Origin of the sequence: Tropicimonas sp. IMCC6043 (assembly GCF_004146235.1) — a bacterium.
Lineage (GTDB): Bacteria > Pseudomonadota > Alphaproteobacteria > Rhodobacterales > Rhodobacteraceae > Tropicimonas.
Window position 1 is genome coordinate 52,637 of the sequence record NZ_SELO01000012.1, and the last position, 22,605, is coordinate 75,241.

Sequence of the window (22,605 nt, forward strand, 5' to 3'; positions counted from 1 at the left end):
AACCCTGCAATGGACCTTGGGCTGACGGGCAAGCTCGCGATCGTTACTGGTGCCAGCAAGGGGATAGGGCTCGGCATCGCCCGGGCCTTCGCGCGGGAGGGCGCCGATGTCGTCCTCACCGCCCGAACGGCCGATGCCGTCGAGGCGGCGGCCGCAGAGATTGCCGCCGAATACGGCGTCAATACCCGTGCGGTCGCTTCCGATGTGTCGACGCCCGAGGGGTGCCAGGCAGTGATCGACGCCGCCGCCGAGATGGGCGGAGCGGACGTCTTTGTCTCAAATGCCGGGACCGGGTCCAACGAGACGATCGCCGAGGCGCCGGATGCCAAGTGGCAGAGCTATTGGGACCTCCATGTGATGGCCGCGGTTCGCCTGAGCCGCGGCCTCGCAGACCAGATGGACGCAAAGGGCGGCGGCGCGATGCTGATGAACGCTTCGATCTGTGCGGTCCAGCCGCTCTGGTACGAGCCGATCTACAACACGACCAAGGCGGCGCTGCTGATGTTCGGAAAGTGCCTCTCGACTGAGATGATCAAGCGAAACATCCGCGTCAACACCGTCAATCCCGGCCTGATCCGCACGCCCGACTGGGAGAACACCGCCCGCGAACTGCGCGGCGACGACTGGGAGGGATACCTCCAGGAGGTCGCCGACGAGAATGCCGACATCCGACGCTTCGGCACGGTCGGGGAACTCGCGGATTTCTGCGTCTTCCTCTGCTCGCCCCGCGCATCCTACAGCGTCGGCTCCGCCTATCATGTCGATGGCGGAATGCTGAAAACCACCTGAAAGAAGATACAAATGGTCATCAAGCTGTCGAACGCCACCCTGCAGGACCTGCCGGAAAACGTGGTCCGCCCAACCTATGACCGCTCGAAGCTCACGCCCGGCATTGTGCATATCGGGCTCGGTAATTTCCATCGGGCGCACCAGTCGTGGTATCTTCACCGGCTGATGCAGCAAGGGCTGGCGCTGGACTGGGCCATCATCGGCGCCGGTGTCCGCTCCTACGACGCGGCCATGCGGGAGAAGCTGCTCGCGCAGGATTGCCTGACCACGCTGATCGAACTCGATCCGGCCGGAACCTCGGCCGAAGTCGTTGGCTCGATGATCGACTATGTGCCGATCGAGGAGGGCAACGGCCCGCTGATCGACCGCATGTCCCAGCCCGATATCCGCATCGTCGCGCTGACGGTGACCGAGGGCGGCTACTATATCGACCCGGTGACCAACAGCGTCGACACCAACCACCCCGACATCCGGCACGACGCCGCCAACCCCGACACGCCCCGCACGGCCTTCGGTGCCATGGTCGCCGCGCTGAAGCGCCGGCGCGATACCGGCATCGCGCCGTTCACTGGCCAGTGCTGCGACAACCTGATGGGCAATGGCAATATCCTGCGCCAGACGGTCGTGTCCCTCGCACGGCTCTCCGACCCGGACCTGGCGGACTGGATCGACGCCTCCTGCACCTTCCCGAACGCAATGGTGGATTGCATCGTGCCGGCCACCGGTGCGCGCGAGAGGGGGTTCGTTGCCGAGTTCGGCATCGAGGATGCCGCGCCGGTCACGCATGAGAACTTCCGCCAATGGGTGATCGAGGACAATTTCTGCAATGGCCGTCCCGACTGGGACAAGGCCGGTGCGACCTTCTCCGATGACGTCCATTCCTACGAGACGATGAAGATCCGCATCCTGAACGCGGGTCACCAGGTCATTTCGGATCCGGGCGAGATCCTGTCGGTCGAGACCATCTCCGGCTGCATGGAGCATCCGCTGATCGGCCCGTTCTTCCGCAAGGTCGAGGCCGAGGAGATCGCCCCTTATGTCGAGCCCGTTCCGGGCATGACGCCTGAGGCCTATGTCGAACTGATCGATCGCCGCTTTTCCAACCCGTCCATCGTGGACACTTCGCGTCGCGTCGCCTTCGACGGCTCATCGCGCCACACCGGCTTCGTCCTGCCGATCCTGCGCGATGCGCTCGCCGCGGGAGGGCCTGTCGCCGGTCTGGCGCTGGTCGAGGCGCTCTGGGCGCGGATGTGCACCGGCACGCGCGAGGACGGCAGCACGATCGAACCGAACGATCCCTTCTGGGACGATCTCAAGGCCGTTGCGCTCGAGGCCCGGGACACGCCGCGCGCCTGGCTCGCGATGCGGCAGACCTATGGCGATCTCGCCGACGAACCGCGCTTTGCCGACGCGTTCGAGTCCTGGCTGCGGATCATCTACAGCGATGGAACCGAAGCGGCCCTGCGCGCCTATCTCGCCGGCTGAAAGGAACTGAAATGGAAGCTGTCTATTTCCCGGCACGCAATGAGGCCACGTCTGGCGAGTTGCCCGACCCGGTCCCCGGCGCGGGCGAGGTTCTCATCCGGGTTCGGGCGAGCGGCATCTGCCACACCGATTTCGAGGTCAAGAAGGGCAATTACGGCACCGGAACCTATCCGCTCGTGCCCGGGCACGAATATGCCGGCGAGGTGATCGAGACGGGGCCTGAGGTGACCGGCTTCACCGTGGGCGACCGTGTCGTGGTCGATCCCAACCTCGAATGCGGGACCTGCAAGGCCTGCCGGCGAGGCTGGGCGCATCTCTGCGAAACGCTGGGGGCCTATGGCGTGACGACGAATGGCGGCTTCGCGGAACTAAGCGTCCTGCGCGCCGACCGGCTGCACAAGATCGGTGACATGCCCTTCGAGATGGCCGCGCTGGCCGAACCGTTGGGATGCATTCTCAATGGGCTGAGGCCGCTCAAGGGCCGGCTCATCGAACGCGCCGCGGTCTTCGGAGCAGGGCCGATCGGGCTCCTCATGGGGATGGCGCTGAAGGCGCGCGGCATCGCCGAGGTCAACATGGTCGATCTCGACGAATCCCGCCTCGAACTGGCCGAGATGCAGGGTCTGACCGGCGTTCCCGTCGGGAGCGAGTCTCTCGAACGCCTGGCGCTGAGTTGCGATCTGGCAGCGGATGCGACCGGCGTCCCCGCGGTGGTGCAATCGCTCACCGGGTATGTCGCCAATGGCGGCGCGGCGCTGGTCTTTGGCGTCTGCCCTCCGGATGCGCGCGTCGAGTTTTCGCCTTTCGAGATCTTCCGGCGCGAGCTGACGGTGTTCGGAACCCATTCGCTGAATCACAACATTCCCGAGGCGCTCGCCGTAATCTCCGATATCGGCCCGTCGATCGAAAAGGTCGTCACGCACCGGCTGGACCTGGCCGGGATTGCAGAGATCATGGCAAGCCATCCCCCCGCAGGCAGCATGAAGGTGCAATACCAGTCCTGACGCTATCGGGCACTGGTTCGCAGGCCGCCATGGGTCCCGGCTTGCGCTGGCTTGCGCAAACGCGTGGTTGAAGCGTAGGAGGGCCGCGAGGATGTCGCGAGATCAGATGAGGAACGCCCGATGACACGTATGGCTGCACGGAAGCGTATCGCGCTGGTGGCGCATGACGCGATGAAACCGGCGATGGTCGCCTGGGCGAAGCGCAACCGCGACGTGCTGTCCGCGCATGAACTCGTCGGCACCGGAACGACGGGCGGCTTCGTGGCCGAAGGCGCGGCGCTCGAGGTGCGGCGGCTCAAGAGTGGACCGCTCGGCGGCGACCAGCAACTCGGCGCGATGATCGCCGATGGCCAGCTCGATATCCTGATCTTTTTCACCGACCCGCTGACCGCGATGCCGCATGACGTGGATGTCAAGGCACTGACCCGGATCGCCACGCTCGAACAGGTCGTCATGGCCTGCAACGCGGCCACGGCGGATTTCGTCATCGCCTCGTCTCTCTTCGAGCATCCCTATTCGCCGGAAGCCGAAGAAGCGGCCAACGCCCGCTGAACCAGGCTCAGCGGATCGACCGCCCCTTGAAGATCGCATCCGCGCCGAAACGTTCGCGGATCGCATCCGTCGCCCGCTCCGCCGCCGCGCGCGCACGGCCCTGCGGGTCGAGCAAATCGCCGCCCGGATCGTCCGGGCGCGCGGGCACCAGCTCCGAGATACCGACACCCAGCAGGCGAAACGGTCCGGCCCCGACCGCCTGCTCCAGCATCCGTGCGGCCTCCGAAAAGATGCGGTCGGCGAGCTGTGTCGGCTCCTCGAGCGCATGCCGGCGCGTCAGGATCCTGTGATCGGCCCGCTTGAGCTTGAGCGTGACAACCCGTCCCGCCAGCCGTTTCGCCTTGGCCCTGTCTGACACCTTCTCGCTCATCCGCCAGGCCAGGCCCCGAAGCGCCTCCAGCGCGCCGATATCTGTCGCGAAGGTGGTCTCGTTGGAGATCGATTTCGGTACCTCCGTCCGGGCGACGCGCCGTCTGTCCTGTCCGCGCGCGAGATGCCAGAGCCGGTCGCCCTGTCGGCCGAAGCGGTCCTGGAGCGCCGCGCGGTCCCAGCGGCGGAGATCGGCGAAGCTGCGAATCCCGGCGCGGGAGAGCTGCGACTGCGTCACCGCGCCGACGCCCCAGATCAGCGAGACCTGCTTGTCGGAGAGGAAATCCAGCGTCTCAGCCTGCCCGATGACGGAAAATCCCCGCGGTTTTTCGAGATCGCTCGCCACCTTGGCGAGAAACTTGCAATGGCTGAGCCCGATCGAGCCCGAGACGCCGATCTCGACCTCCATGCGCCGGACGAGCCGCGCCAGCATGACGGCGGGCGGCGCGTGGTGGAGCCGCGCCGTGCCGGTCATGTCGAGGAATGCCTCGTCGAGCGAGAGCGGCTCGACCGCCGGTGTCAGTTCCTCCATCATGTCGCGGATCTGCCGCGACACCCGCGCATAGATGTCGTGCCGCGGCTTCACCCAGATTGCCTCAGGGCAGAGCTTCCTTGCCTGGAAGGCCGGCATCGCCGAGCGCACGCCATAGAGCCGCGCGATATAGCAGCAGGTCGAGACCACGCCCCGCTGACCGCCGCCGACGATCACCGGCTTGTCGGCCAGCTCCGGTTCCATCGCCTTGTGAACCGAGGCGAAAAAGGCGTCGCAATCCATATGGGCAATCGAGAGATCGAAGAGTTCGGGATGCGCGAGCACCCGCGGGCTGCCGCAGGCCGGACAGCGGCGGCCGGTGTCGAAGGTTACGAGGCAGTCTCGGCAAAGCGATGGCATGGCCGAAGACTACCGCGTCGCGGCCGCCGCCGCGAGAGGAACCGCGCGATCGGGCAGTGCCTCGGTGTAGCCGGGGGCGGACGGCCCCTCGGTCCTGTCCTCACACCTTGTCGCGCAGCGAATACCAGAGCATCGCCAGCACCAGCAGCGGCGTGCGAAACCGCGGCCCGCCCGGAAAGCGCGGTATCGGAACCGAGGCCATGGCATCGAAACGCTCGGCCTGACCTGCCAGCGTCTCGGCGGCGATCTGACCCGCGAGCGTGGCCATCGCCAGACCGTGGCCCGAATAGCCGGAGAAGCTCAGGATGTTGCCGGCAAGCCGGTCGAAATGCGGCATCCGGTTCATGGTAATCGCCAGAGTGCCGCCCCAGGCGTAGTCGAGCGAGACATCGCGAAGCTGCGGAAAGACCTCCAGCATCGGCCGCCGGACCTTGGCGCGGATATCGGCGGGGAAGCGGTAGCCATAGCTCTCGCCACCGCCGAAGAGCAGCCGGTGATCCTCGGAAAAACGGTAGTAATTGACCACGAACTTGCTGTCGCCCACCGCATAGTCGCCGCGGATGATGTCGGCCTGCCGTTCGGGCGAAAGTGGCTCTGTGGCGACGATGAAATTGTTGATCGGCATGACGCGCGCCGCCACCTGGCCGTCCAGACCGCCGAGATAGCCGTTACAGGCGAGGATAACGTGATCAGCGGTGATCTCGGCCGAAGCTGTCTTCAACCGCGCAGGCGCGCCCTTGGTGATCTCGACGACCTTGGATCCCTCGTGGAGACGCGCCCCCGCCGCGACCGCCAGCCGGGCCAGACCCAGCGCGAAGCGCAGCGGGTCGAGATGGCCGGCGTTTTCGTCGAGGAAACCGCCGTGATAGGCGTCCGAGCCGATGATCGCGCGGATCTCGTCCCGGTCGATGAAGCGGATCGGATCATAGGCGTAGCGCTCGCGCAGGTGGTCGACATAGGCGCGCGTCTCCGGCACGAAACGCGCCTTGTGGTCGGCGTGGATCAGGCCGGGGTGGAAGGTGCAGTCCTCCATTTCAGGCCGGGCAGTGAGGTCCCGGACGAGATCGACCGACTGAAGCGAGATTTCCCAGAGCCGCCGCGCGGCCGCCTCGCCGAACTTCGCCTCGAGCGTCTCCTGGTCGACCCGTTGCCCCGGCCAGACCTGACCGCCGTTGCGCCCGGAAGCGCCGAAGCCCACGCGCTGCGCTTCGAGCAGCACCACGTCATAGCCGCGTTCGGCGAGGTGCAGCGCGGCCGAGAGCCCGGTATAGCCGCCGCCGACGATGCAGACATCGGCGCGCAGCGTGCCTTCGGCCGGGGCGAAGGGGGGCAGCGGTCGCGCCGCGCTCGCGTAATAGGAGCCGGGATACTCCCCGGGTGTGTCGTTGACGGTGAGCAGATCGAGGGACTGGGACACGGGTCAGGCCTGTTTTCGAAAGGGGAGGGGCGGAGAGATCGGACTCGGTCGGGGCGATGCTCTCATGCTACTTTGCGCCGACGGTGCGGAGGAAACGCCATGACCATCACCTTGCTTGTCGGAACCACGAAGGGGGCTTTCCTGCTCGACGCAGGCGCGGATCGCCAGGGTTGGATGATCCGCGGTCCGTTCTGCGACGGATGGGGCATCAACCACATGATCGGCGACCCCGAGAGTGGCACGATCTGGGCCGCGGGCGGCGGTCAGTGGCCGGGGGCCGGCGTCTGGCGCTCGACCGATCACGGCGAGAGCTGGCAGGTCAGCCAGTTCGCCAATGGTGCGGCCAATGACTGGATTGCCGCCAATGCCGAGCTGGCGGAGGAATGGGGCATGGAGGTTGCGCCGGCGGCGCCCTTCGATGGCACGGTCGACGCGCTCTGGTCGCTCGGCCGCGCCAACGGCCGGCTTTACGCGGGAGCCAAGCCTGCCGCGTTCTTCGCCAGCGACGATGGCGGCGTCACCTGGGAACTGCTGCCGGCGCTCGGGGAGATTCCGGGTCGCGAGAGCTGGGAGCCCGGTGCGGCCGGCCTTACGCTGCACACCATCCTGCCGGATCCGGAGGACGCGAGACGGATCTGGATCGGGATCTCCGCGGCCGGCGTCTTCGCGACCGAGGATGGCGGCGAGAACTGGGACCTGCGTGTCCGGCTTGCCAACGAGCCCGCCTCGGGCGACCACCCGCCGCATCCGGGCCACGAGCGCGAGACCGCATCGGGAACGATCGGCCTCTGTGTTCACAACATGGTCAAGGCACCGGGCGACGGCGAACTGCTCTACCAGCAGAACCATCATGGCGTCTTTCGCAGCGTCGATGGCGGGCGAAGCTGGCGCGACATCACTGCCGGCCTGCCGTCGGATTTCGGATTTCCCATCGCCGTGCATCCGCGCGACCCCGACGTGATCTGGACCTTGCCGCTCAATGGCGACAGCAAGGGCCGTTTCCCGCCCGACGCCTCCGCGGCGGTCTGGCGATCGCGCGACGGTGGCCAGAGTTGGGAGAAGTGCCAGAACGGGCTTCCGGTGAAGGACTGCTACTTCACCGTGCTCCGGCAAGCGATGGCGACCGACAGCGGCACGCCGGCGGGGGTCTATTTCGGCAGCAACAGCGGCAGCATCTTTGCCAGTCTCGACGAGGGCGAGAGCTGGCAGGCCATCGCCCAGCACCTGCCGACGGTGCTGAGCGTGGAGGTGCTGGAACGATAGGAGGGTCGTGGCAGGCACGGGAGGCGTCCCCTACCTGTAGATTCCCTCGTCCTTGATCTGCGCCAGCGACAGGTCGAACACCTTCACCGCGCGCTCGATCATCAGATCGACATCGGATTTCGTCAGGACGAGCGGGGGCGCGACGATCATCCGGTCGCCGACATGGCGCATGACGAGACCGTTGGCAAAGGCGTGGCCGCGGGCGATCAGGCCCACCGTCCCCTTGGGCGCCTCGAAGGGCGCGCGGGCGGACTTGTCCGGCGTCATCGCGACCGAGGCCATGAAGCCCCGGATCGTCGCCTCGCCGATCAGCGGATGATCGGCCAGCGCCTGCCATTTCTCGGCGAGATAGGGGCCGGTCACCTCGGCCACGTTCTCGACGAGCTTCTCCTCTTCGAGGATGCGCAGGTTCTCCAGCGCCACGGCGCAAGACACCGGATGTCCGGAATAGGTATAGCCGTGGTTGAACTCGCCGGCCTCCGCGACGACCTGCGCGACATCGTCACTGACGATCGAGGCGCCGATGGCGGCATAGCCCGACGACAGCCCCTTGGCGACGGTCATGATGTCCGGCCGGATGTCGTAGCTCTGGGAGCCGAACATCTTCCCGGTCCGCCCGAAGCCGCAGATCACCTCATCGGCGATCAGAAGGATCTCGTGCGCGTCACAGATCGCCTGGATCTCCGGCCAGTAGCTCTCGGGCGGAATGATCACGCCACCCGCGCCCTGGATCGGCTCGGCGATGAAGGCGGCGACATTGTCCTCTCCGAGCTCGGCGATCTTCGCCTCGAGCTCACGTGCTCGTGCGATGCCGAAGTCCTTCGGGCTCATCTCGCCGCCCTCCGACCACCAGTCCGGCTGGTTGATATGGTGGATGCCGGGGATCGGCAGGCCGCCCTGCGCATGCATGCCGCTCATCCCGCCGAGGCTCGCGCCAGCCATGGTGGAGCCGTGATAGGCGTTCTTGCGCGAGATGATCGCCGTCTTCGTCGGCTTGCCCATCGCCGCCCAGTAATGGCGCACGAGGCGGACATTGGTGTCATTCGCATCTGACCCGCCAAGCGCGTAGAAGACGTGGTTCAGGTTACCCGGCGCGATCTCCGCCAGCTTCTGAGCAAGCGCGATCGCGGGTACGTGGGAGGTCTGGAAGAAGGTATTGTAATAGGGCAGCTCGCGCATCTGCCGCGCGGCCGCCTCGGCGATGCTGTCCCGTCCGTAACCGACGTTGACACACCACAGCCCGGCCATGGCGTCGAGGATCCTGTTGCCGTTGGTGTCGGTGAGCCAGACGCCCCTGGCCGATTTTATGATCCGCGGGCCGATCTCGGCCAGCGCCGCACCGTTGGTAAAGGGGTGCATGTGATGCGCCGAGTCGATCGCCTGCAGCGCCTCGGTGGGCGGGTGGTTGGTCAGCATGTTCATGAGGTGTCCTTTCCGTCAGGCGTTCAGCAGCAGGTGCTGTCGTTCCCAGGGGGAAATTTCGCGTTTGTATTCATCGTGTTCGGCGTGCTTGATGTCCGAGTAGAGCTGGCAGAACTCGGGGCTCAGCACCTCCCGGACCTCGTGGTCCTCGTCGAAGAGCTCCAGCGCATAGCCGAGATCCTCCGGCAGGCGCGTGTCGCACTCGTAGACCTCGTGCTCGGCGATCGGTCGCGGCTCGACCCGGTTGACCAAGCCGAGATAGCCGCAGGCGAGGCTGGCGGCGATCGCGAGATAGGGGTTGGAATCGATTCCGATCACCCGGTTTTCGACCCGCCGTGCGGCCGGCTTCGAATTGGGAATCCGAAGGCCGGTGGTGCGGTTGTCCTGGCCCCATTCGAGATTCGTCGGCGCGCTCATGCCTTCCGCGTTAAAGCGGCGGAAGGAGTTCACATAGGGCGCGAGCAGCGGCACGACCGACATCAGGTATCTCTGGCTGCCGCCGATGAAATGGTGGAACGCGTCGGAGGGGCTGCCGTCGGGGTTGGAGAAGATATTCGCGCCCGCGCGATCCACCACCGACTGGTGGATATGCATCGCCGAGCCCGGCTCGTCGCGCATCGGCTTGGCCATGAAGGTGGCAAAGACGCCGTTCTTGAGTGCCGCCTCGCGGACCGAACGCTTGAAATAGAATACCTGGTCGGCTTGTTTCAGCGGGTCGCCGTGCAGCAGGTTGATCTCGATCTGGCCGGCACCGCCTTCCTGGATCACTGTGTCGATCTCGAGCCCCTGCGCCTCGGCATAGTCGTAGATCGTGTCGATCACCTCGCCATATTCGTCCACCGCGACCATCGAATAGGCCTGTCGGCTGGCGCCCTTGCGGCCGGTGCGGCCGAGCGGCGGCTCGATCGGTTCGTTGGGGTCGGTATTGGGCTTGGTGAGATAGAACTCGAGCTCCGGGGCGACCACCGGCTGCCAGCCTTTTTCGGCGTAGAGGCCGAGCACGCGCTTGAGGACATTGCGCGGCGCGATCGGCAGCGGCGCGCCCTCGCGGGTTTCCAGGTCGCAGATCACCTGAAGCGTCGCGTCTTCGGCCCAGGGGGCCGCAACGGCGGTAGACATGTCGGGCCGGAGGACAATGTCGCGCTCGAGCCACTGGTCCTCGATATCCATGTCGACATATTCGCCGGAGATCGTCTGGTAGAAGAGCGAGATCGGCAGGAAGAATCTCTCGTCGGGGCTGAACTTGTGGCTGGGCATCGCCTTGCCGCGCGACATGCCGACGATGTCGGGGATGATCGCCTCGACCTCCTCGAGCCGGCGCTCGCCGAGATACTCGGTGAACGCTTCGGGCAGATGCGCGATCCAGCTCTTGCGGTTGCGCGACATGGAGAAACCCTCGTTGAATGCGGACGCAGCAGGGCGGGGCATGGCCCGTTCCGCTGTCCCTCGATTTATGATCAAATTATGGGAAGTGTCAATCAGCGCCGTCGCCGGTGACGGATTCCGGCGCCTCGAGCATCGACAGGCGAATCTGTTCGAGGCCCTGGAGGATGTCGCGTTCGATGGCTGCCTGAACTTTAGGCGGATTGCCTGTGGCGAGGGCGTCGAGGGTCGCGCCGTGCTGATCGGGAAGATTCGATGTGCCGTAACGTCCGCAGACGATCCGGAGTGACGGGCCGACCCGGAGCCAAAGGCCGAGAACGAGGCGCTCCAGCACCTCCGCCTCGGCGCGGGCGTAGAGGTGGAAGTGGAAGCGGAAATTCTGCTCGAGATAGAGCCGGATATTGCCTTTTTCGATCGCCGAATCGATCCGGCGGTCGATTTCCCGCAGCTCGGAAATCAGCGTCGCATCAGCCCGTTCCGCGGCCCTGCGGGCCAGTTCCGGCTCCACCGCCTGGCGAGAAAAGGAAATTTGTTCCAACTGGTTAGGCGAAAGCACCGGGACGGTGATCCGGCGGTTGCCGAGCGCCTCGAGCGCGCCCTCGGCGGTGAGCCGCCGGATCGCTTCGCGCACGGGCGTCATGCCTGCGCCGAGATGATCGCGCAGCCCCATGATCGTCACGGCCTGGCCCGGTTCGACCTCGCCGAAGAGGATCATGTCGCGCAGTCGGCGATAGATCGCTTCGTGCTCCGGTGTCTTTGCCTCTTGCCTGTGCAACGGCCTTGCCCTTTTCTTGCTCACGATTGCGCGACGCGACACGCCATGGGGACGTGGGGCTTGCATTCCGCGCGTTTCTTGGGAAGCATGCACCGAAAGCTAAGGTTTGATCAAATAAAATGCGGGACCAATCCCGTCAATCCAAAGGGGAGACACAAATGAAACGGAAGATTGCGACGCTCGCGCTTGCGTCCGCGACGCTGGCCGGTGCGGTCCAGGCGGAGGAAGTGCGGGTCTACAACTGGTCGGACTATATCGACGAGGAGTTGCTGGCCAAGTTCGAGGAAGAGACCGGACTGGAGCTGATCTACGACGTTTTCGACAGCAACGAGGTTCTGGAGACCAAGCTGCTCGCGGGCGGCTCGGGCTATGACGTGGTCGTGCCCTCGGGCACCTTCCTGCAACGGCAGATCGAGGCCGGGGCCTTCCAGAAGCTCGACAAGTCGAAGCTGCCGAATATCGACAACATGTGGGACGTGATCGAGGAGCGCACCGCGCAATACGATCCGGGCAACGAATATGCGATCAACTACATGTGGGGCACCACCGGCATCGGCGTGAACGTCAACAAGGTGCAGGAAGTGCTGGGAGAGGACGCACCGATCGACAGCTGGGAGCTGGTATTCGATCCAGCCAACATGGAAAAACTGGCGGAATGCGGCGTCTATTTCCTTGATGCGCCGGCTGAGATGATTCCCGCCGCGCTGGCCTGGATCGGCGAGGACCCCGACAGCCACGACCCGGACGTGATCGCCAAGACCGAAGAGGTCTGGATGGGCATTCGCCCATATATCGCCAAGTTCCATTCCTCCGAATACATCAACGCGCTGGCAAATGGTGACATCTGCGTCGCCGTCGGCTGGTCCGGCGATATCCTCCAGGCACGCGACCGTGCCGACGAGGCCGACAACGGTGTCGAGATCGCCTATCACGCGCCCAAGCAGGGCGCCCAGATGTGGTTCGACGAGATGGCCATTCCGGTCGATGCTCCGAACCCGGAGGGCGCGCACACCTTCCTGAACTTTATCATGGATGCCCAGAACATGGCGGCGGCGTCGAACTACGTCTATTACGCCAACGGCAACAAGGCGAGCCAGGAGTTCCTCGAGGAGGACGTGATCGGCGATCCGGCGATCTATCCCGACGAGGAGACGCTGGCGAACCTCTTCACCACCACACCCTTCGATCCCAAGGTTCAGCGGGTCGTGACGCGGCTCTGGACCAAGATCAAGTCCGGCACCTGAGGCCGACAGGTGCCCTGCGTCCCGCGCGTTTCGTCGCGCGGGACGCGCAAAATCCTGACGCGCGTATTCCTCCGGAAAGGAATCCCATGTCCGATCCCGCTCCCGCCGCGCCCGGTCCGGCTGTTTTCGAGCCCTGGAACGACCCCGCGAAACGACCGCTGATCCAGTTTCAGAACGTCACCAAGCGGTTCGGTGATTTCACTGCGATCGACAATCTGACCATCGACATCTACGAGCGCGAGTTCTTCGCCTTGTTGGGGCCCTCCGGCTGCGGCAAGACCACGCTGATGCGGATGCTGGCGGGGTTCGAGACGCCGACCGAGGGATACATCCTGCTGGATGGCCGCGACATCGGCGCGGTGCCGCCCAACAAGCGGGCGGTCAACATGATGTTCCAGTCCTACGCGCTCTTCCCGCATCTCTCGGTGCGCGACAACATCGCCTTCGGCCTGAAACGCGAGGGGATGCCCAAGGATCAGATCGACGCAAGGGTGGAGGAGATGCTGCGGCTCGTGCAGCTGCAGAAATTCGCCGCCCGCAAGCCGCACCAGATTTCCGGCGGCCAGCGGCAGAGGGTTGCGCTGGCGCGCAGCCTCGCCAAGGCGCCGAAGCTCCTGCTGCTCGACGAACCGCTCGGCGCGCTCGACGCCAAGCTCCGGACCCAGACGCAGTTCGAGCTGATGGAAATCCAGGAAAAGACCGAGACCACCTTCGTCATCGTCACCCACGACCAGGAGGAAGCGATGACGGTCGCCTCCCGCGTCGCGGTGATGGATCACGGCCGCATGGTGCAGGTCGACACGCCCGCGCGGATCTATGAGCTGCCCAACTGCGCCTATGTCGCGGATTTCATCGGCGAGGTGAACCTCGTCGAGGGCAACGCCACCGCGCATCACGAGGACGGCAAGGTGGTAATCCACTGGGCCGAGGGCGCCCCGCCGATCGTCGGCACGCCGATGCAACCGATCGCAGACGGCACGCGCTGCACCTTCGCCATCCGTCCCGAGAAGGTGAACATCACCAAGGAGCATCCCGAGGGCAAGGCCAACATCATGCGGGGGCGTATCCTCGATATCGCCTATCTCGGCAATCTCTCGACCTACCATGTCCAGCTTCCGACCGGCCAGATCATCAAGGCCGAGGAATCCAACCGCCGCCGGATCTCCAGGCGCCCGTTCACCTGGGAAGACGAGGTCTGGCTCTCGTGGTCGGAATCCGCCGGCGTCGTTCTGACGGAGTGAGCGCGATGAACCTGCGGCGTGCCGTCCTTATCCTCGTTCCCTATCTCTGGCTTCTGGGCCTGTTTTTGGTGCCGTTCGCGATCGTGCTGAAGATCTCGCTCTCCGACACCGCGCTCGCTATCCCGCCCTACACGCCGACGCTGGATCTCTCGGCCGGCCTGCAGGGGCTCCGCAACTTCTTCTCGCAGCTCGATTTCGAGAACTTCACCTGGCTCACGCAGGACGACCTTTACTGGAAGGCCTATCTTTCCAGCCTCCAGATCGCTGTTACCTCGACGCTGCTTACGCTGCTGGTTGGCTTTCCCATCGCCTACGGCATGGCCAACGCGCCGGACGAGTGGCGCCCTGCACTGATGATGCTGGTGATCCTCCCGTTCTGGACCTCCTTCCTGATCCGCGTCTACGCTTGGATGGGGATCCTGTCGAACGAGGGTTTCCTGAACCAGTTCCTGCTCTGGACCGGCCTGATCTCGGAGCCGCTTACCATCCTCAACACCAACTGGGCGGTCTTCATCGGCATCGTCTACACTTACCTGCCGTTCATGATCTTGCCGATCTACGCCACGCTGGAGAAGCTCGACATCTCGCTGCTCGAGGCCGCCGAAGATCTCGGATGCACCCGCACATCTGCCTTCTGGCTGGTCACCCTGCCGCTCTCGCGCCCCGGTGTTATCGCCGGCTGCTTCCTCGTCTTCATCCCCGCGCTCGGCGAATTCGTCATCCCGTCACTGCTGGGCGGCTCGAAGACCCTAATGATCGGCAAGGTTCTCTGGGAGGAGTTTTTCTCCAACCGCGACTGGCCCGTGGCCTCCGCCGTCGCCGTCATCCTGCTCCTGCTGCTGATCGTCCCGATCGTGCTCTTCCAGCGCCAGCAGGAACGCCAGCAGGAGGCCGGGAAATGAGACGCCTCACCTGGTTCAACACCGTCTCGCTGACGCTCGGCTTCGCCTTCCTCTACATCCCGATGCTGATCCTCATCATCTTCTCCTTCAACGAGAGCAAGCTGGTGACGGTCTGGGCGGGTTTCTCGACCAAGTGGTATGGCGAGCTGATCCGCAACGAAGCCTTCCTCGACGCCGCGCTCGTGACCTTCAAGGTCGCGTTCGCTTCCTCGCTGCTGGCGACGGTGCTCGGAACGATGGCGGCCTATGTCATGGTCCGCGGCGGCCGTTTCTTCGGCCGCACGCTGTTTTCGGGGATGATCTACGCGCCGCTGGTCATGCCCGAGGTCATCACCGGCCTCTCGCTTCTGCTGCTCTTTATCGCCGTCGGACTCGACCGCGGCGTCTTCACCATCGTGCTGGCGCACACGACCTTCTCGATGTGCTATGTCTCGGTCGTCGTCTCCTCGCGGCTCGTCTCCTTCGACCGGTCTGTCGAGGAGGCCGCGCTCGATCTCGGATGCACCCCCTTCGAGGCGTTCCGGCTGGTCACGCTGCCGATCATCTTCCCGGCCGTCCTCTCGGGCTGGCTGCTGGCCTTCACGCTTTCGCTGGACGACCTCGTGATCGCCTCCTTCACCGCCGGGCCGTCCTCCACGACGCTGCCGATCAAGATCTTCTCCTCCGTCCGTCTCGGCGTCTCGCCGGAGATCAACGCGCTGTCGACGATCATGATCGCGATCGTCGCGATCGGCGTTATCACGGCCTCGCTCGTCACCAAGCGTGCAATCTCCCGGCAGGCCCGCGAGGAACGCGACGCGGCGCAGGCGTGAGTCGGATCTACGAGCCCTTCGGCTACGGCGAGGGGCCGGTCGCCCGGAGCTACTGGCCCTCGACCGTCTCCGAACGCCACGCCTGGCCGCGCCTCGACGGCGCCATGCGCGCCGACATCGCCATTGTCGGCGGCGGCTATACCGGCCTTTCCGCCGCACTCCACCTCGCCGAGGCGGGCGCGGATGTGGCGCTCATCGACGCGAACGCCCCCGGCTGGGGCGCTTCCGGCCGAAATGGCGGTTTCTGCTGCCTCGGGGGCACCGCGCTCGACGCGGACGGCCTTGCGAGGCGTTACGGCGCAGAGGACACGCAGTGCTTTTTCGACGCCGAACGCGCCGCCATTGACCTCGTTGCCGACCTGCTGGATCGCCTCGGCATCGAGGCGGACACCGGCTCCCGGGGCGAGACGATGCTGGCGCATCGCGCCGAGGCCATCCCGCAGCTCGAGGCGACCGCCCGACACATGCGCCACGTCCATGGCGTAACCTGCGAAATCCTGTCGCGCGCGGAGCTTGCCGCAGCCGGCATGGCGTCCGGCGCGTTCCACGGTGCGGTCACGACGCCTGTCGGCTTCTCCCTCAACCCGCTGAAATATGCACTCGGGCTCGCGCAAGCGGCCGCGGATGTTGGCGCCCGCGTCTTTGCGGCGAGCCCGGCCGAGACCATTCGCCGGTCGGGTGATGTCTGGAAGATTGCCACCCCCGCGGGCGAGCTGACCGCGCGCCGCCTGATCCTGGCCACCAATGGCTACAGTTCGGACGACCTCCCGGGCCTTGCCGCCCGCTATCTGCCGCTGCAATCCAACATCCTCGTTACCCGTCCGCTCACCACCGCCGAGATCGCCGCGCAGGGCTGGACCACCGGGCAAATGTGCTACGACAGCCGCACCCTTCTGCATTACTTCCGGCTGCTGCCCGACCGACGCATGCTTTTCGGAATGCGCGGTGCGATCCGCGCCACGCCTGAGGCGCTGGCGGCCATCGGCGCCCGCGCCCGGGCCGATTTCGACAGGCTCTTTCCCGCCTGGGCGACCGTCGAGACGACGCATCTGTGGTCCGGGTTCGTCGCGCTGGCCCGCAACCGGACGCCGTTCGTCGGCCCGCTTCCGGGTGTCGAGGCGGCGTTTGCCGGCCTCTGCTATCATGGCAACGGCGTCGCCATGGGCAGCTATGCCGGCGCGCTGCTCGCCCGGCTCGCCCTTGGCCGCCCCCCGGAACTTCCCTATCCGAAGCTCATGGCCAAGCCACTCGCTCGCTTCCCCTTTGGCCGCCATCGCCGCACCCTGCTGCGCGCGATCCTTCCCCTCCACGCCATGATGGACGGCGCCTGACCCGCAGAGCGCGCCGGTGCGGTGGATCAACGCGCTGACACCGACCGCTCCGCCCGGCTATACCGGCGGCGACGCGCCAAGGCGCGACGATCTGAAAAGACGAAAAGGACATCCCATGATTCCCACCCAGGAGCAGGAGGCCGCCCTCATCGAGGCGGTCCGGAAGGCCGCGCGCGAGGAGATCTTGCCGCGGTTCCGCAATCTCGGCCCCGAGGGCGCAGATGCCAAGGCCCATGCCGAAGACCTCGTGACCGAGGCTGACCGGCGTGCCGAGCTCTCGATCACCGCCGCCATCGGTGACATCCTGCCCGGGGCCGCGGTTGTCGGCGAGGAGGCGGTCGCCGAGGACGCGACGGTGCTCGAGCGGATCGGCGCGTCCGAGACCTGTGTCATCATTGATCCCGTCGATGGCACCTGGAACTTCGCCAAGGGGCTCTCGACTTTCGGCGTGCTCCTGGCGGTGACGCATCGGGCCGAGACGGTCTTTGGCCTGCTCTACGATCCGCTGAATGACGACTGGGTGATGGCGCGAAAGGGGGGCGGGGCGTGGTTCTGCACTGCGGATGGTCGCCGCGAGCGGCTCGACGTCACCCGGGGCGATCCGATTTCCGGGTTTGCCAGCCCGTGGCTGCTGCCGGAGGAGAAGCGCGTGCGGTTCTTCGAAGGGCTGATGCCCTACAACCGCGTGCGCGATCTCGGCTGCGCCTGCCACGATTACCGGATGCTCTGCATGGGCAACGGCCGCTTCGGGTTCGCGATCAAGCTCAACCCCTGGGACCACGCCGCGGGTGTCCTCGCGCTGCAGGAAGCCGGTGGCGAGGTCGGCATGCTCGACGGCCGCGCCTATTCTCCCACCTTCACCTCCGGCTACATGATCTCCGCGCGCGACGCGGAGACGCTGGCGGAGCTTCGCGCCCGGTTCGTCTGGCTGCTCGAGTGACCAGCTGGCGGCAACGCCGTCCGGATCTGCGCAAGGGCGCGCGGTCGATCGAAAGATCTGACCGACGCGCTTCTCCCGCCCTCAAAACGGATCAGGCGCGACCGCTTTACGTCGGCAACGCCTGTCCCGCTGTCTCCCGCGCCGTCCTGGCCCGCTTCTCCCGGATCTCGCCGCGCCGGAAGAAGATGTAGTAGAGTGTCGGCGCGGCGACGAGCGTGAGGATCGTGGCGAAGGCGAGGCCGCCCATGATCGTCACCGCCATCGAGACGAAGAAGGCGTCCCACAAGAGCGGCACCATGCCGAAGATCGTCGTCGCCGCGGCGAGCACCACCGGGCGCAGGCGCGAGGTCGACGCGCGGATGATCGCCGGTTTCAACTCCTGGCCCTCGGCCCGCATGATGTCGATCTCTTCGACGAGCACGATCCCGTTCTTGATCAGCATTCCCGAGAGCGAGAGCAGGCCGAGGAGCGCGGTGAAGGAGAAGGGCAGGCCGGTCAGGCCGAGCCCGATGACCACGCCGTTGACCGACATCGGCACAAGGAGCCAGATCACGAGCGGCTGGCGCAGCGCGTTGAAGAGCAGGATCGAGATCAGCACCATGATCAGGAAGGACATCGGCAGCTTGGTGCCGAGAGCGGCCTGTGCCTCCGTGGACTTCTCGTATTCCCCGCCCCATTCGAGCTTGTAGCCAATGGGCAGGTCCATCGCCTCGACCGCGGTGCGGATCTCGCCCTGCACGGCGTCGACGTTGCGCCCGTCGGCCACGTCGGCGCCGACGGTGATGGTGAGCTGTCGGTCGCGGCGGTGCACCAGCGTGTTCTCGGGGATGAACTCGAAACCGTCGATCACCTGTTCGAGCGGCACGAAGGACTGGGCCGAAGCCGAATAGACCACCTGGTCCATCAGGGTCAGTCCCGATGAGCGCGGCTCGCGAAGGATGATCGGGATCAGCCGGTCCTCCTCGCGATAAGTGCCTGCGCGCGAGCCGTCAGTGGCGTAAAGCAGGGTGCCGGCGATGTCGTCGCGGGTGATGCCGGCCGCCTGGGCGCGATCGGTCGAGTAGATCGGGCGCAGCACGAGCTCTTGTTCCCGCCAGTCCGTGCGCATCTGGTCGATGCCATCGGTCTCGCGCGCAATGATGCTCTCGGCCTCCGCAGCCAGCTTGCGCAGCACCTCGGAGTCGTTCCCCGAGATCCGGGCCTCGATATCCGCGCCGCCGCCCGGGCCGAAGACCAGACGCTTGCTGCGGAACTCGCCCTCCGGGAGGGCCTCGGCTCCGAAACGATCGAGATCGGCCTTGAGCGCCGGAATCTCGTCGAGCGTGTGGGTGCGCACGATCATGTGGCCATAGGTCGGGTTCTGGTTCTCCGCCGAATAGGTGAGCATGAAGCGGGTCGCGCCCTGGCCGACGAAGGTCGTGACAGCGACGACCTCCTCCCGCTCCGCGAGCCAGTCCTCGACGATCTTCATCTGCTCGGAAGTGGTCTCGATCGAATTGCCCTGCGGCAGCTTGTAGTGGACGAAGAAGAGCGGCGTATTGCTGTCGGGGAAGAATTGCTGCGGCAGCCGAGTGAAAGCATCGAAGCAGAACGCGGTGAGCACGACTAGGCCGAGGACGACCAGCCAGCGCAGGCGCAGCGCGATCCCGAGCATCCAGCCATAGGCGCGGAAGAGCGGGCCGCCATAGGCATCGTGCGCGCCCTCTTCGAGTTGCCGGAAGAGCTTGTTGCCGAGATAGGGCGTCACCGTGATCGCCAGCACCCAGGACAGCATGAGCGAGATGCCGATAACGGCGAAGAGCGAGAACAGGAACTCGCCCGTGGCGTCGTCCGAGGTGCCGATTCCGGCAAAGGCCATGATACCGATCACCGTCGCGCCGAGCAGCGGGATCTGGGTTTTGCGGGTCGCTTCGTCGGCCGCCTCCGGCCCGCGGCGGCCGTGCTGCATGGCGACCTGCATGCCCTCGGCGACCACGATCGCATTGTCGACAAGCATTCCCATTGCGATGATCAGTGCGCCAAGCGAGATCCGCTCGAGTTCGATCGAGAAGGCGTCCATGAAGAAGACCGTGCCGACCACCGTTAGCAGGAGAGTCGCGCCGACCACGATCGCGGCCCTCCAGCCCATGGCAAGCGCAAGCACCACGACCACGATTGCCACCGAGAGCGCGAGGCTCTGGAGGAAATTGTTCACCGCCTGGTCGACAACGACATGCTGCTGGTAGATCGGCTGGATGCCGACGCCGAAGGGAATCTCGTCGTCAAGTTCGGCGAGTCGCGCGTCGACCCGCTCGCCGACCGCAACAATGTTCTCGGTCTCGATGCCGGCGACGCCGAGGGTGAACGCTTCCTCGCCATTGTGGCGAATGATGATCGCGGGATTGTCCTGGCGACCGCGCGAGACATCGGCAACGTCGATGAGGTTCAGCACCTCGCCGGCGACGCCGACGGTGAGCCCGGCGATGTCCGAGACACTGTCGTCGCCTTGCGGGTGCTGGATGATGGTGCGGTTCGGCGCATGGTCCACAGCCCCGGCCTGCGCAACCGAATCCGCCGTCGCGATGGCGGCGGCGAGCGCATTTGGCGAGATGTTCTGGTTGACTGCCCTTGCCATGCTCGGCTCGACGAAGATCGCCTCGTTGGGCAGTCCCGAGACCTCGACATCCGCGACGCCGTCCACGGCGAGCAATTCGCGGCGCAGGAAGGCGGAGAGGTCGTGTTTCTCGGCATCCGAGAAACCCGGTGCGGTGATCGCGTAGAAGAGACCGAAGACATCGCCGAAACTGTCGTTGACGAAGGGCGTGCTGACGCCCTCCGGCAAGGGGGCGTCAGCCACGCGGTTGCGCAGGTCCGTCCAGATCTGCGGCAACTCGCTGCCGTCGAAATTGGACTTCACCTCGACCTCGATCAGCGAATAGCCGGGCCGGTTCATCGACGTGATCGTCTTGACCTCGCCCATCTTCTGGATCTCGGACTCGATGGGTTCGGACACTTCCGTGGCCACTTGCTCGGCCGTGGCGCCGGGATAGGTGGTGACGATAACGGCGTTCTTGATCGTGAAGGCGGGGTCTTCCAGCCTGCCAATGCTGTCGAAGCCCCAGAGTCCGCCAAGAAGGCAGCCGAGGATCACCAGCCAGGTGTAGATCGGCCGCTCGATGGAAGCGCTTGCGATGGTCATCCGGATGCCCCCGTCACTTGCCGAAGCCGGTGAAACGGCGCACCTGCTGGCCTTGTTCGAGCGCGTCGACACCGGCGAGTGCGATTTCCTCCCCGACCAGCAGTCCGGCGGTCACCTCGACCCGCCCGTCCTCCGTCGGTTCGATCGACATGGGAACGCGAGACAACCGTCCGGTGTCTGCACCTCTGGGCTCGAAGCGAAAGACATATGTCGCGCCGTCAGGGTCGATGGCGATCGCAGAAGCCGGCAGCAGAATGCGGCTGCCGTCGCGGCTCAGCGTTGCGGTCACGGTGACCGACGATCCGGGTAGCACGGCGAGCCCCTTTGGCGGGGCCATGCCGAAAGTCGCGCGGTAGGTCTGGCCGATGGTCGATGTCTCGGCCTTGATTTCGCGAACGCTCATTGCGTAGTCGACATTTGAGTTTGGGAAGCGGGCGAGGACGGTCACGTTGTCGGCCAGGTTCGCCTTCTGGACCAGCACTTCCGGCACATCCACCTCGACCCGAATCTCGGACATGTCATGCAGCCGCACGACCGGCGTGCCTGCCGATATGGTTGTGAAGTTCTCTACCGAGCGGGAGGCGATGAGCGCATCGAACGGGGCATGGAGCGTGGCGTCGTCCAGTGCGATTTCGGCATTCTCGACCTTGATCTCGGCCAGCGCCGCGGCCGTTTCGGCATCGTCGATCGAGACTTGGCTGACGCTGGTGCCCTTGAGTTTCCGCAGCCGCGCCACGTCGCGATCCGCCTGTGTCTTTTGCAGCTTCGCCTGCTCCAGGGCCAGCTCGAAGGGCCGGAGGTCGAGCCGGGCGATCAGCTCGCCCTGAGCGATCGTGCTGCCCTCGGTGATTGGGAATTCACGGATCTGACCCCCGACCTGGAAGGCGAGGTCGACCGTCCGACGGGCGACCACCTTTCCGAAAAAGGTTCGCTGCAGCACCCGTTCCTCGGCATCCACGGTCATCAGCTTGACCGGCTTGAGCGCGGTTTCTTGCGGCGCAGGGGCGCTGTCCATCGCGCCCTGGGCGATCGCACCGAGGGCGATGGCCGTGGCGGTGATCGCGATGGCAATTGCGTGTTTCGATTTCATAGCGTCAATCCCTTGGGGAAGCCGGTCTCCAGGATGCGCGCGGTCACGCGGTCCATCAGCGCGGCGAGGTCGTCCATGTCTTTTGCGTCGAGGCCGGTGATCTCCCGGAACTTCGCGACGGTGGTCTCTATCAGGTCCCGTCGCGCGGCAGTGCCGCGGTCGGTCAGGCGCAACTTCCAGGCGCGCCGGTCGTCCGGGTCACGAGCGCGCTCGAGAAGGCCCTTGCGTTCCAGTTCGTCGGCGACCGCGGTGACCGTCGACGGCTGGGTGTTGAGATCTTCGGCGATCCGGCCCATCCGCCGCGGCACGCCCAGATGCACCAGCATATGCCGCTCGGACTTGCTGAGCGGGACGTCGATGGAGAATTCCTCCATGCGTTCCTCGAGCCTGCGCGTCAGCAGCAGGTTCCCGAAGATGATCCGCAACTCGCGCGGGATCCTCTCGATCTCGTCTCCAAGAATGCAGTCCTTCGAGTCGGTCATCGCGGTCTCCTGACTGCCACGGAAAGGTTTCGAA

19 protein-coding genes are annotated in these 22,605 nt (G+C 65.5%); 11 read left to right on the forward strand and 8 right to left on the reverse strand.

The annotated features are described in order from the left end of the window. Positions 1–9 precede the first annotated feature (9 nt). From EU800_RS12890 to EU800_RS12905, 4 genes are all read left to right on the forward strand, one after another. On the forward strand, positions 10–789 hold the full coding sequence (locus EU800_RS12890) for an SDR family NAD(P)-dependent oxidoreductase (protein WP_129632961.1): 780 nt from the start codon (positions 10–12) through the stop codon (positions 787–789). Between the two features lie 12 nt (positions 790–801). Next, a complete protein-coding gene (locus EU800_RS12895) occupies positions 802–2,274 on the forward strand; it encodes a mannitol dehydrogenase family protein (RefSeq protein ID WP_129632963.1) in 1,473 nt (490 codons plus the stop codon). An 11-nt stretch (positions 2,275–2,285) separates the two neighbouring features. Next, positions 2,286–3,278 carry an alcohol dehydrogenase catalytic domain-containing protein gene (locus EU800_RS12900; RefSeq protein WP_129632965.1) on the forward strand — a complete coding sequence of 331 codons (993 nt, stop codon included), beginning with the start codon at positions 2,286–2,288 and terminating at the stop codon, positions 3,276–3,278. Between the two features lie 120 nt (positions 3,279–3,398). After that, on the forward strand, positions 3,399–3,830 hold the full coding sequence (locus EU800_RS12905; RefSeq protein ID WP_242500559.1) for a methylglyoxal synthase: 432 nt from the start codon (positions 3,399–3,401) through the stop codon (positions 3,828–3,830). 7 nt (positions 3,831–3,837) lie between these two features. Here the strand turns inward: EU800_RS12905 and EU800_RS12910 are convergent, their stop codons facing one another. Together EU800_RS12910 and EU800_RS12915 are read right to left on the reverse strand one after the other, a co-directional pair. Further along, positions 3,838–5,091, reverse strand: coding sequence for a DNA polymerase IV (locus tag EU800_RS12910; protein ID WP_129632967.1), 1,254 nt, complete (start codon positions 5,089–5,091; stop codon positions 3,838–3,840). Between the two features lie 100 nt (positions 5,092–5,191). Next, positions 5,192–6,508 carry an FAD-binding oxidoreductase gene (locus EU800_RS12915; RefSeq protein ID WP_129632969.1) on the reverse strand — a complete coding sequence of 439 codons (1,317 nt, stop codon included), beginning with the start codon at positions 6,506–6,508 and terminating at the stop codon, positions 5,192–5,194. Positions 6,509–6,607: 99 nt separating this feature from the next. On the opposite strand from EU800_RS12915, the gene EU800_RS12920 reads away from it, so the two are divergent. Further along, positions 6,608–7,771, forward strand: coding sequence for a sialidase family protein (locus tag EU800_RS12920; protein WP_129632971.1), 1,164 nt, complete (start codon positions 6,608–6,610; stop codon positions 7,769–7,771). A 30-nt stretch (positions 7,772–7,801) separates the two neighbouring features. On the opposite strand, the gene EU800_RS12925 is transcribed toward EU800_RS12920, so the two are convergent. From EU800_RS12925 to EU800_RS12935, 3 genes are all read right to left on the reverse strand, one after another. Further along, positions 7,802–9,193, reverse strand: coding sequence for an aspartate aminotransferase family protein (locus EU800_RS12925; protein ID WP_129632973.1), 1,392 nt, complete (start codon positions 9,191–9,193; stop codon positions 7,802–7,804). A 15-nt stretch (positions 9,194–9,208) separates the two neighbouring features. Then, on the reverse strand, positions 9,209–10,579 hold the full coding sequence (locus EU800_RS12930; RefSeq protein WP_129633071.1) for a glutamine synthetase family protein: 1,371 nt from the start codon (positions 10,577–10,579) through the stop codon (positions 9,209–9,211). 88 nt (positions 10,580–10,667) lie between these two features. Further along, complete coding sequence (locus tag EU800_RS12935; protein WP_242500560.1) at positions 10,668–11,351, reverse strand: GntR family transcriptional regulator; 684 nt, start codon at positions 11,349–11,351, stop codon at positions 10,668–10,670. Positions 11,352–11,509: 158 nt separating this feature from the next. Here EU800_RS12935 and EU800_RS12940 point away from each other — a divergent pair, with 158 nt between their 5' ends. From EU800_RS12940 to EU800_RS12965, 6 genes are all read left to right on the forward strand, one after another. Further along, the gene (locus tag EU800_RS12940; protein WP_242500561.1) at positions 11,510–12,595 is read left to right on the forward strand and encodes a polyamine ABC transporter substrate-binding protein; all 1,086 of its coding nucleotides are present in this window, start codon (positions 11,510–11,512) and stop codon (positions 12,593–12,595) included. A gap of 86 nt (positions 12,596–12,681) precedes the next feature. Next, positions 12,682–13,836 (forward strand): ABC transporter ATP-binding protein, encoded by a 1,155-nt coding sequence (locus tag EU800_RS12945; RefSeq protein ID WP_129632979.1) that lies wholly within the window; start codon positions 12,682–12,684, stop codon positions 13,834–13,836. Between the two features lie 11 nt (positions 13,837–13,847). After that, a complete protein-coding gene (locus EU800_RS12950) occupies positions 13,848–14,738 on the forward strand; it encodes an ABC transporter permease subunit (protein WP_129633073.1) in 891 nt (296 codons plus the stop codon). Further along, the gene (locus EU800_RS12955; RefSeq protein ID WP_129632981.1) at positions 14,735–15,550 is read left to right on the forward strand and encodes an ABC transporter permease; all 816 of its coding nucleotides are present in this window, start codon (positions 14,735–14,737) and stop codon (positions 15,548–15,550) included. Before EU800_RS12950 ends, EU800_RS12955 begins: the two co-directional genes overlap by 4 nt. Further along, entirely contained in the window at positions 15,547–16,881 is a 1,335-nt protein-coding gene (locus EU800_RS12960; RefSeq protein WP_129632983.1) for an FAD-binding oxidoreductase, read from the forward strand. Before EU800_RS12955 ends, EU800_RS12960 begins: the two co-directional genes overlap by 4 nt. 115 nt (positions 16,882–16,996) lie before the next feature. Next, the gene (locus tag EU800_RS12965; RefSeq protein WP_129632985.1) at positions 16,997–17,821 is read left to right on the forward strand and encodes an inositol monophosphatase; all 825 of its coding nucleotides are present in this window, start codon (positions 16,997–16,999) and stop codon (positions 17,819–17,821) included. Between the two features lie 106 nt (positions 17,822–17,927). Here EU800_RS12965 and EU800_RS12970 read toward each other — a convergent pair whose 3' ends face one another. The 3 genes from EU800_RS12970 to EU800_RS12980 are packed head-to-tail and all read right to left on the reverse strand — an operon-like array spanning position 17,928 to position 22,571. Continuing rightward, positions 17,928–20,999 carry an efflux RND transporter permease subunit gene (locus tag EU800_RS12970; protein WP_129632987.1) on the reverse strand — a complete coding sequence of 1,024 codons (3,072 nt, stop codon included), beginning with the start codon at positions 20,997–20,999 and terminating at the stop codon, positions 17,928–17,930. A gap of 13 nt (positions 21,000–21,012) precedes the next feature. Next, on the reverse strand, positions 21,013–22,089 hold the full coding sequence (locus tag EU800_RS12975; protein WP_129632989.1) for an efflux RND transporter periplasmic adaptor subunit: 1,077 nt from the start codon (positions 22,087–22,089) through the stop codon (positions 21,013–21,015). Next, positions 22,086–22,571 (reverse strand): MarR family winged helix-turn-helix transcriptional regulator, encoded by a 486-nt coding sequence (locus EU800_RS12980; RefSeq protein WP_165354655.1) that lies wholly within the window; start codon positions 22,569–22,571, stop codon positions 22,086–22,088. The genes EU800_RS12975 and EU800_RS12980 overlap by 4 nt, the downstream gene beginning before the upstream one ends. Positions 22,572–22,605: the final 34 nt, after the last annotated feature.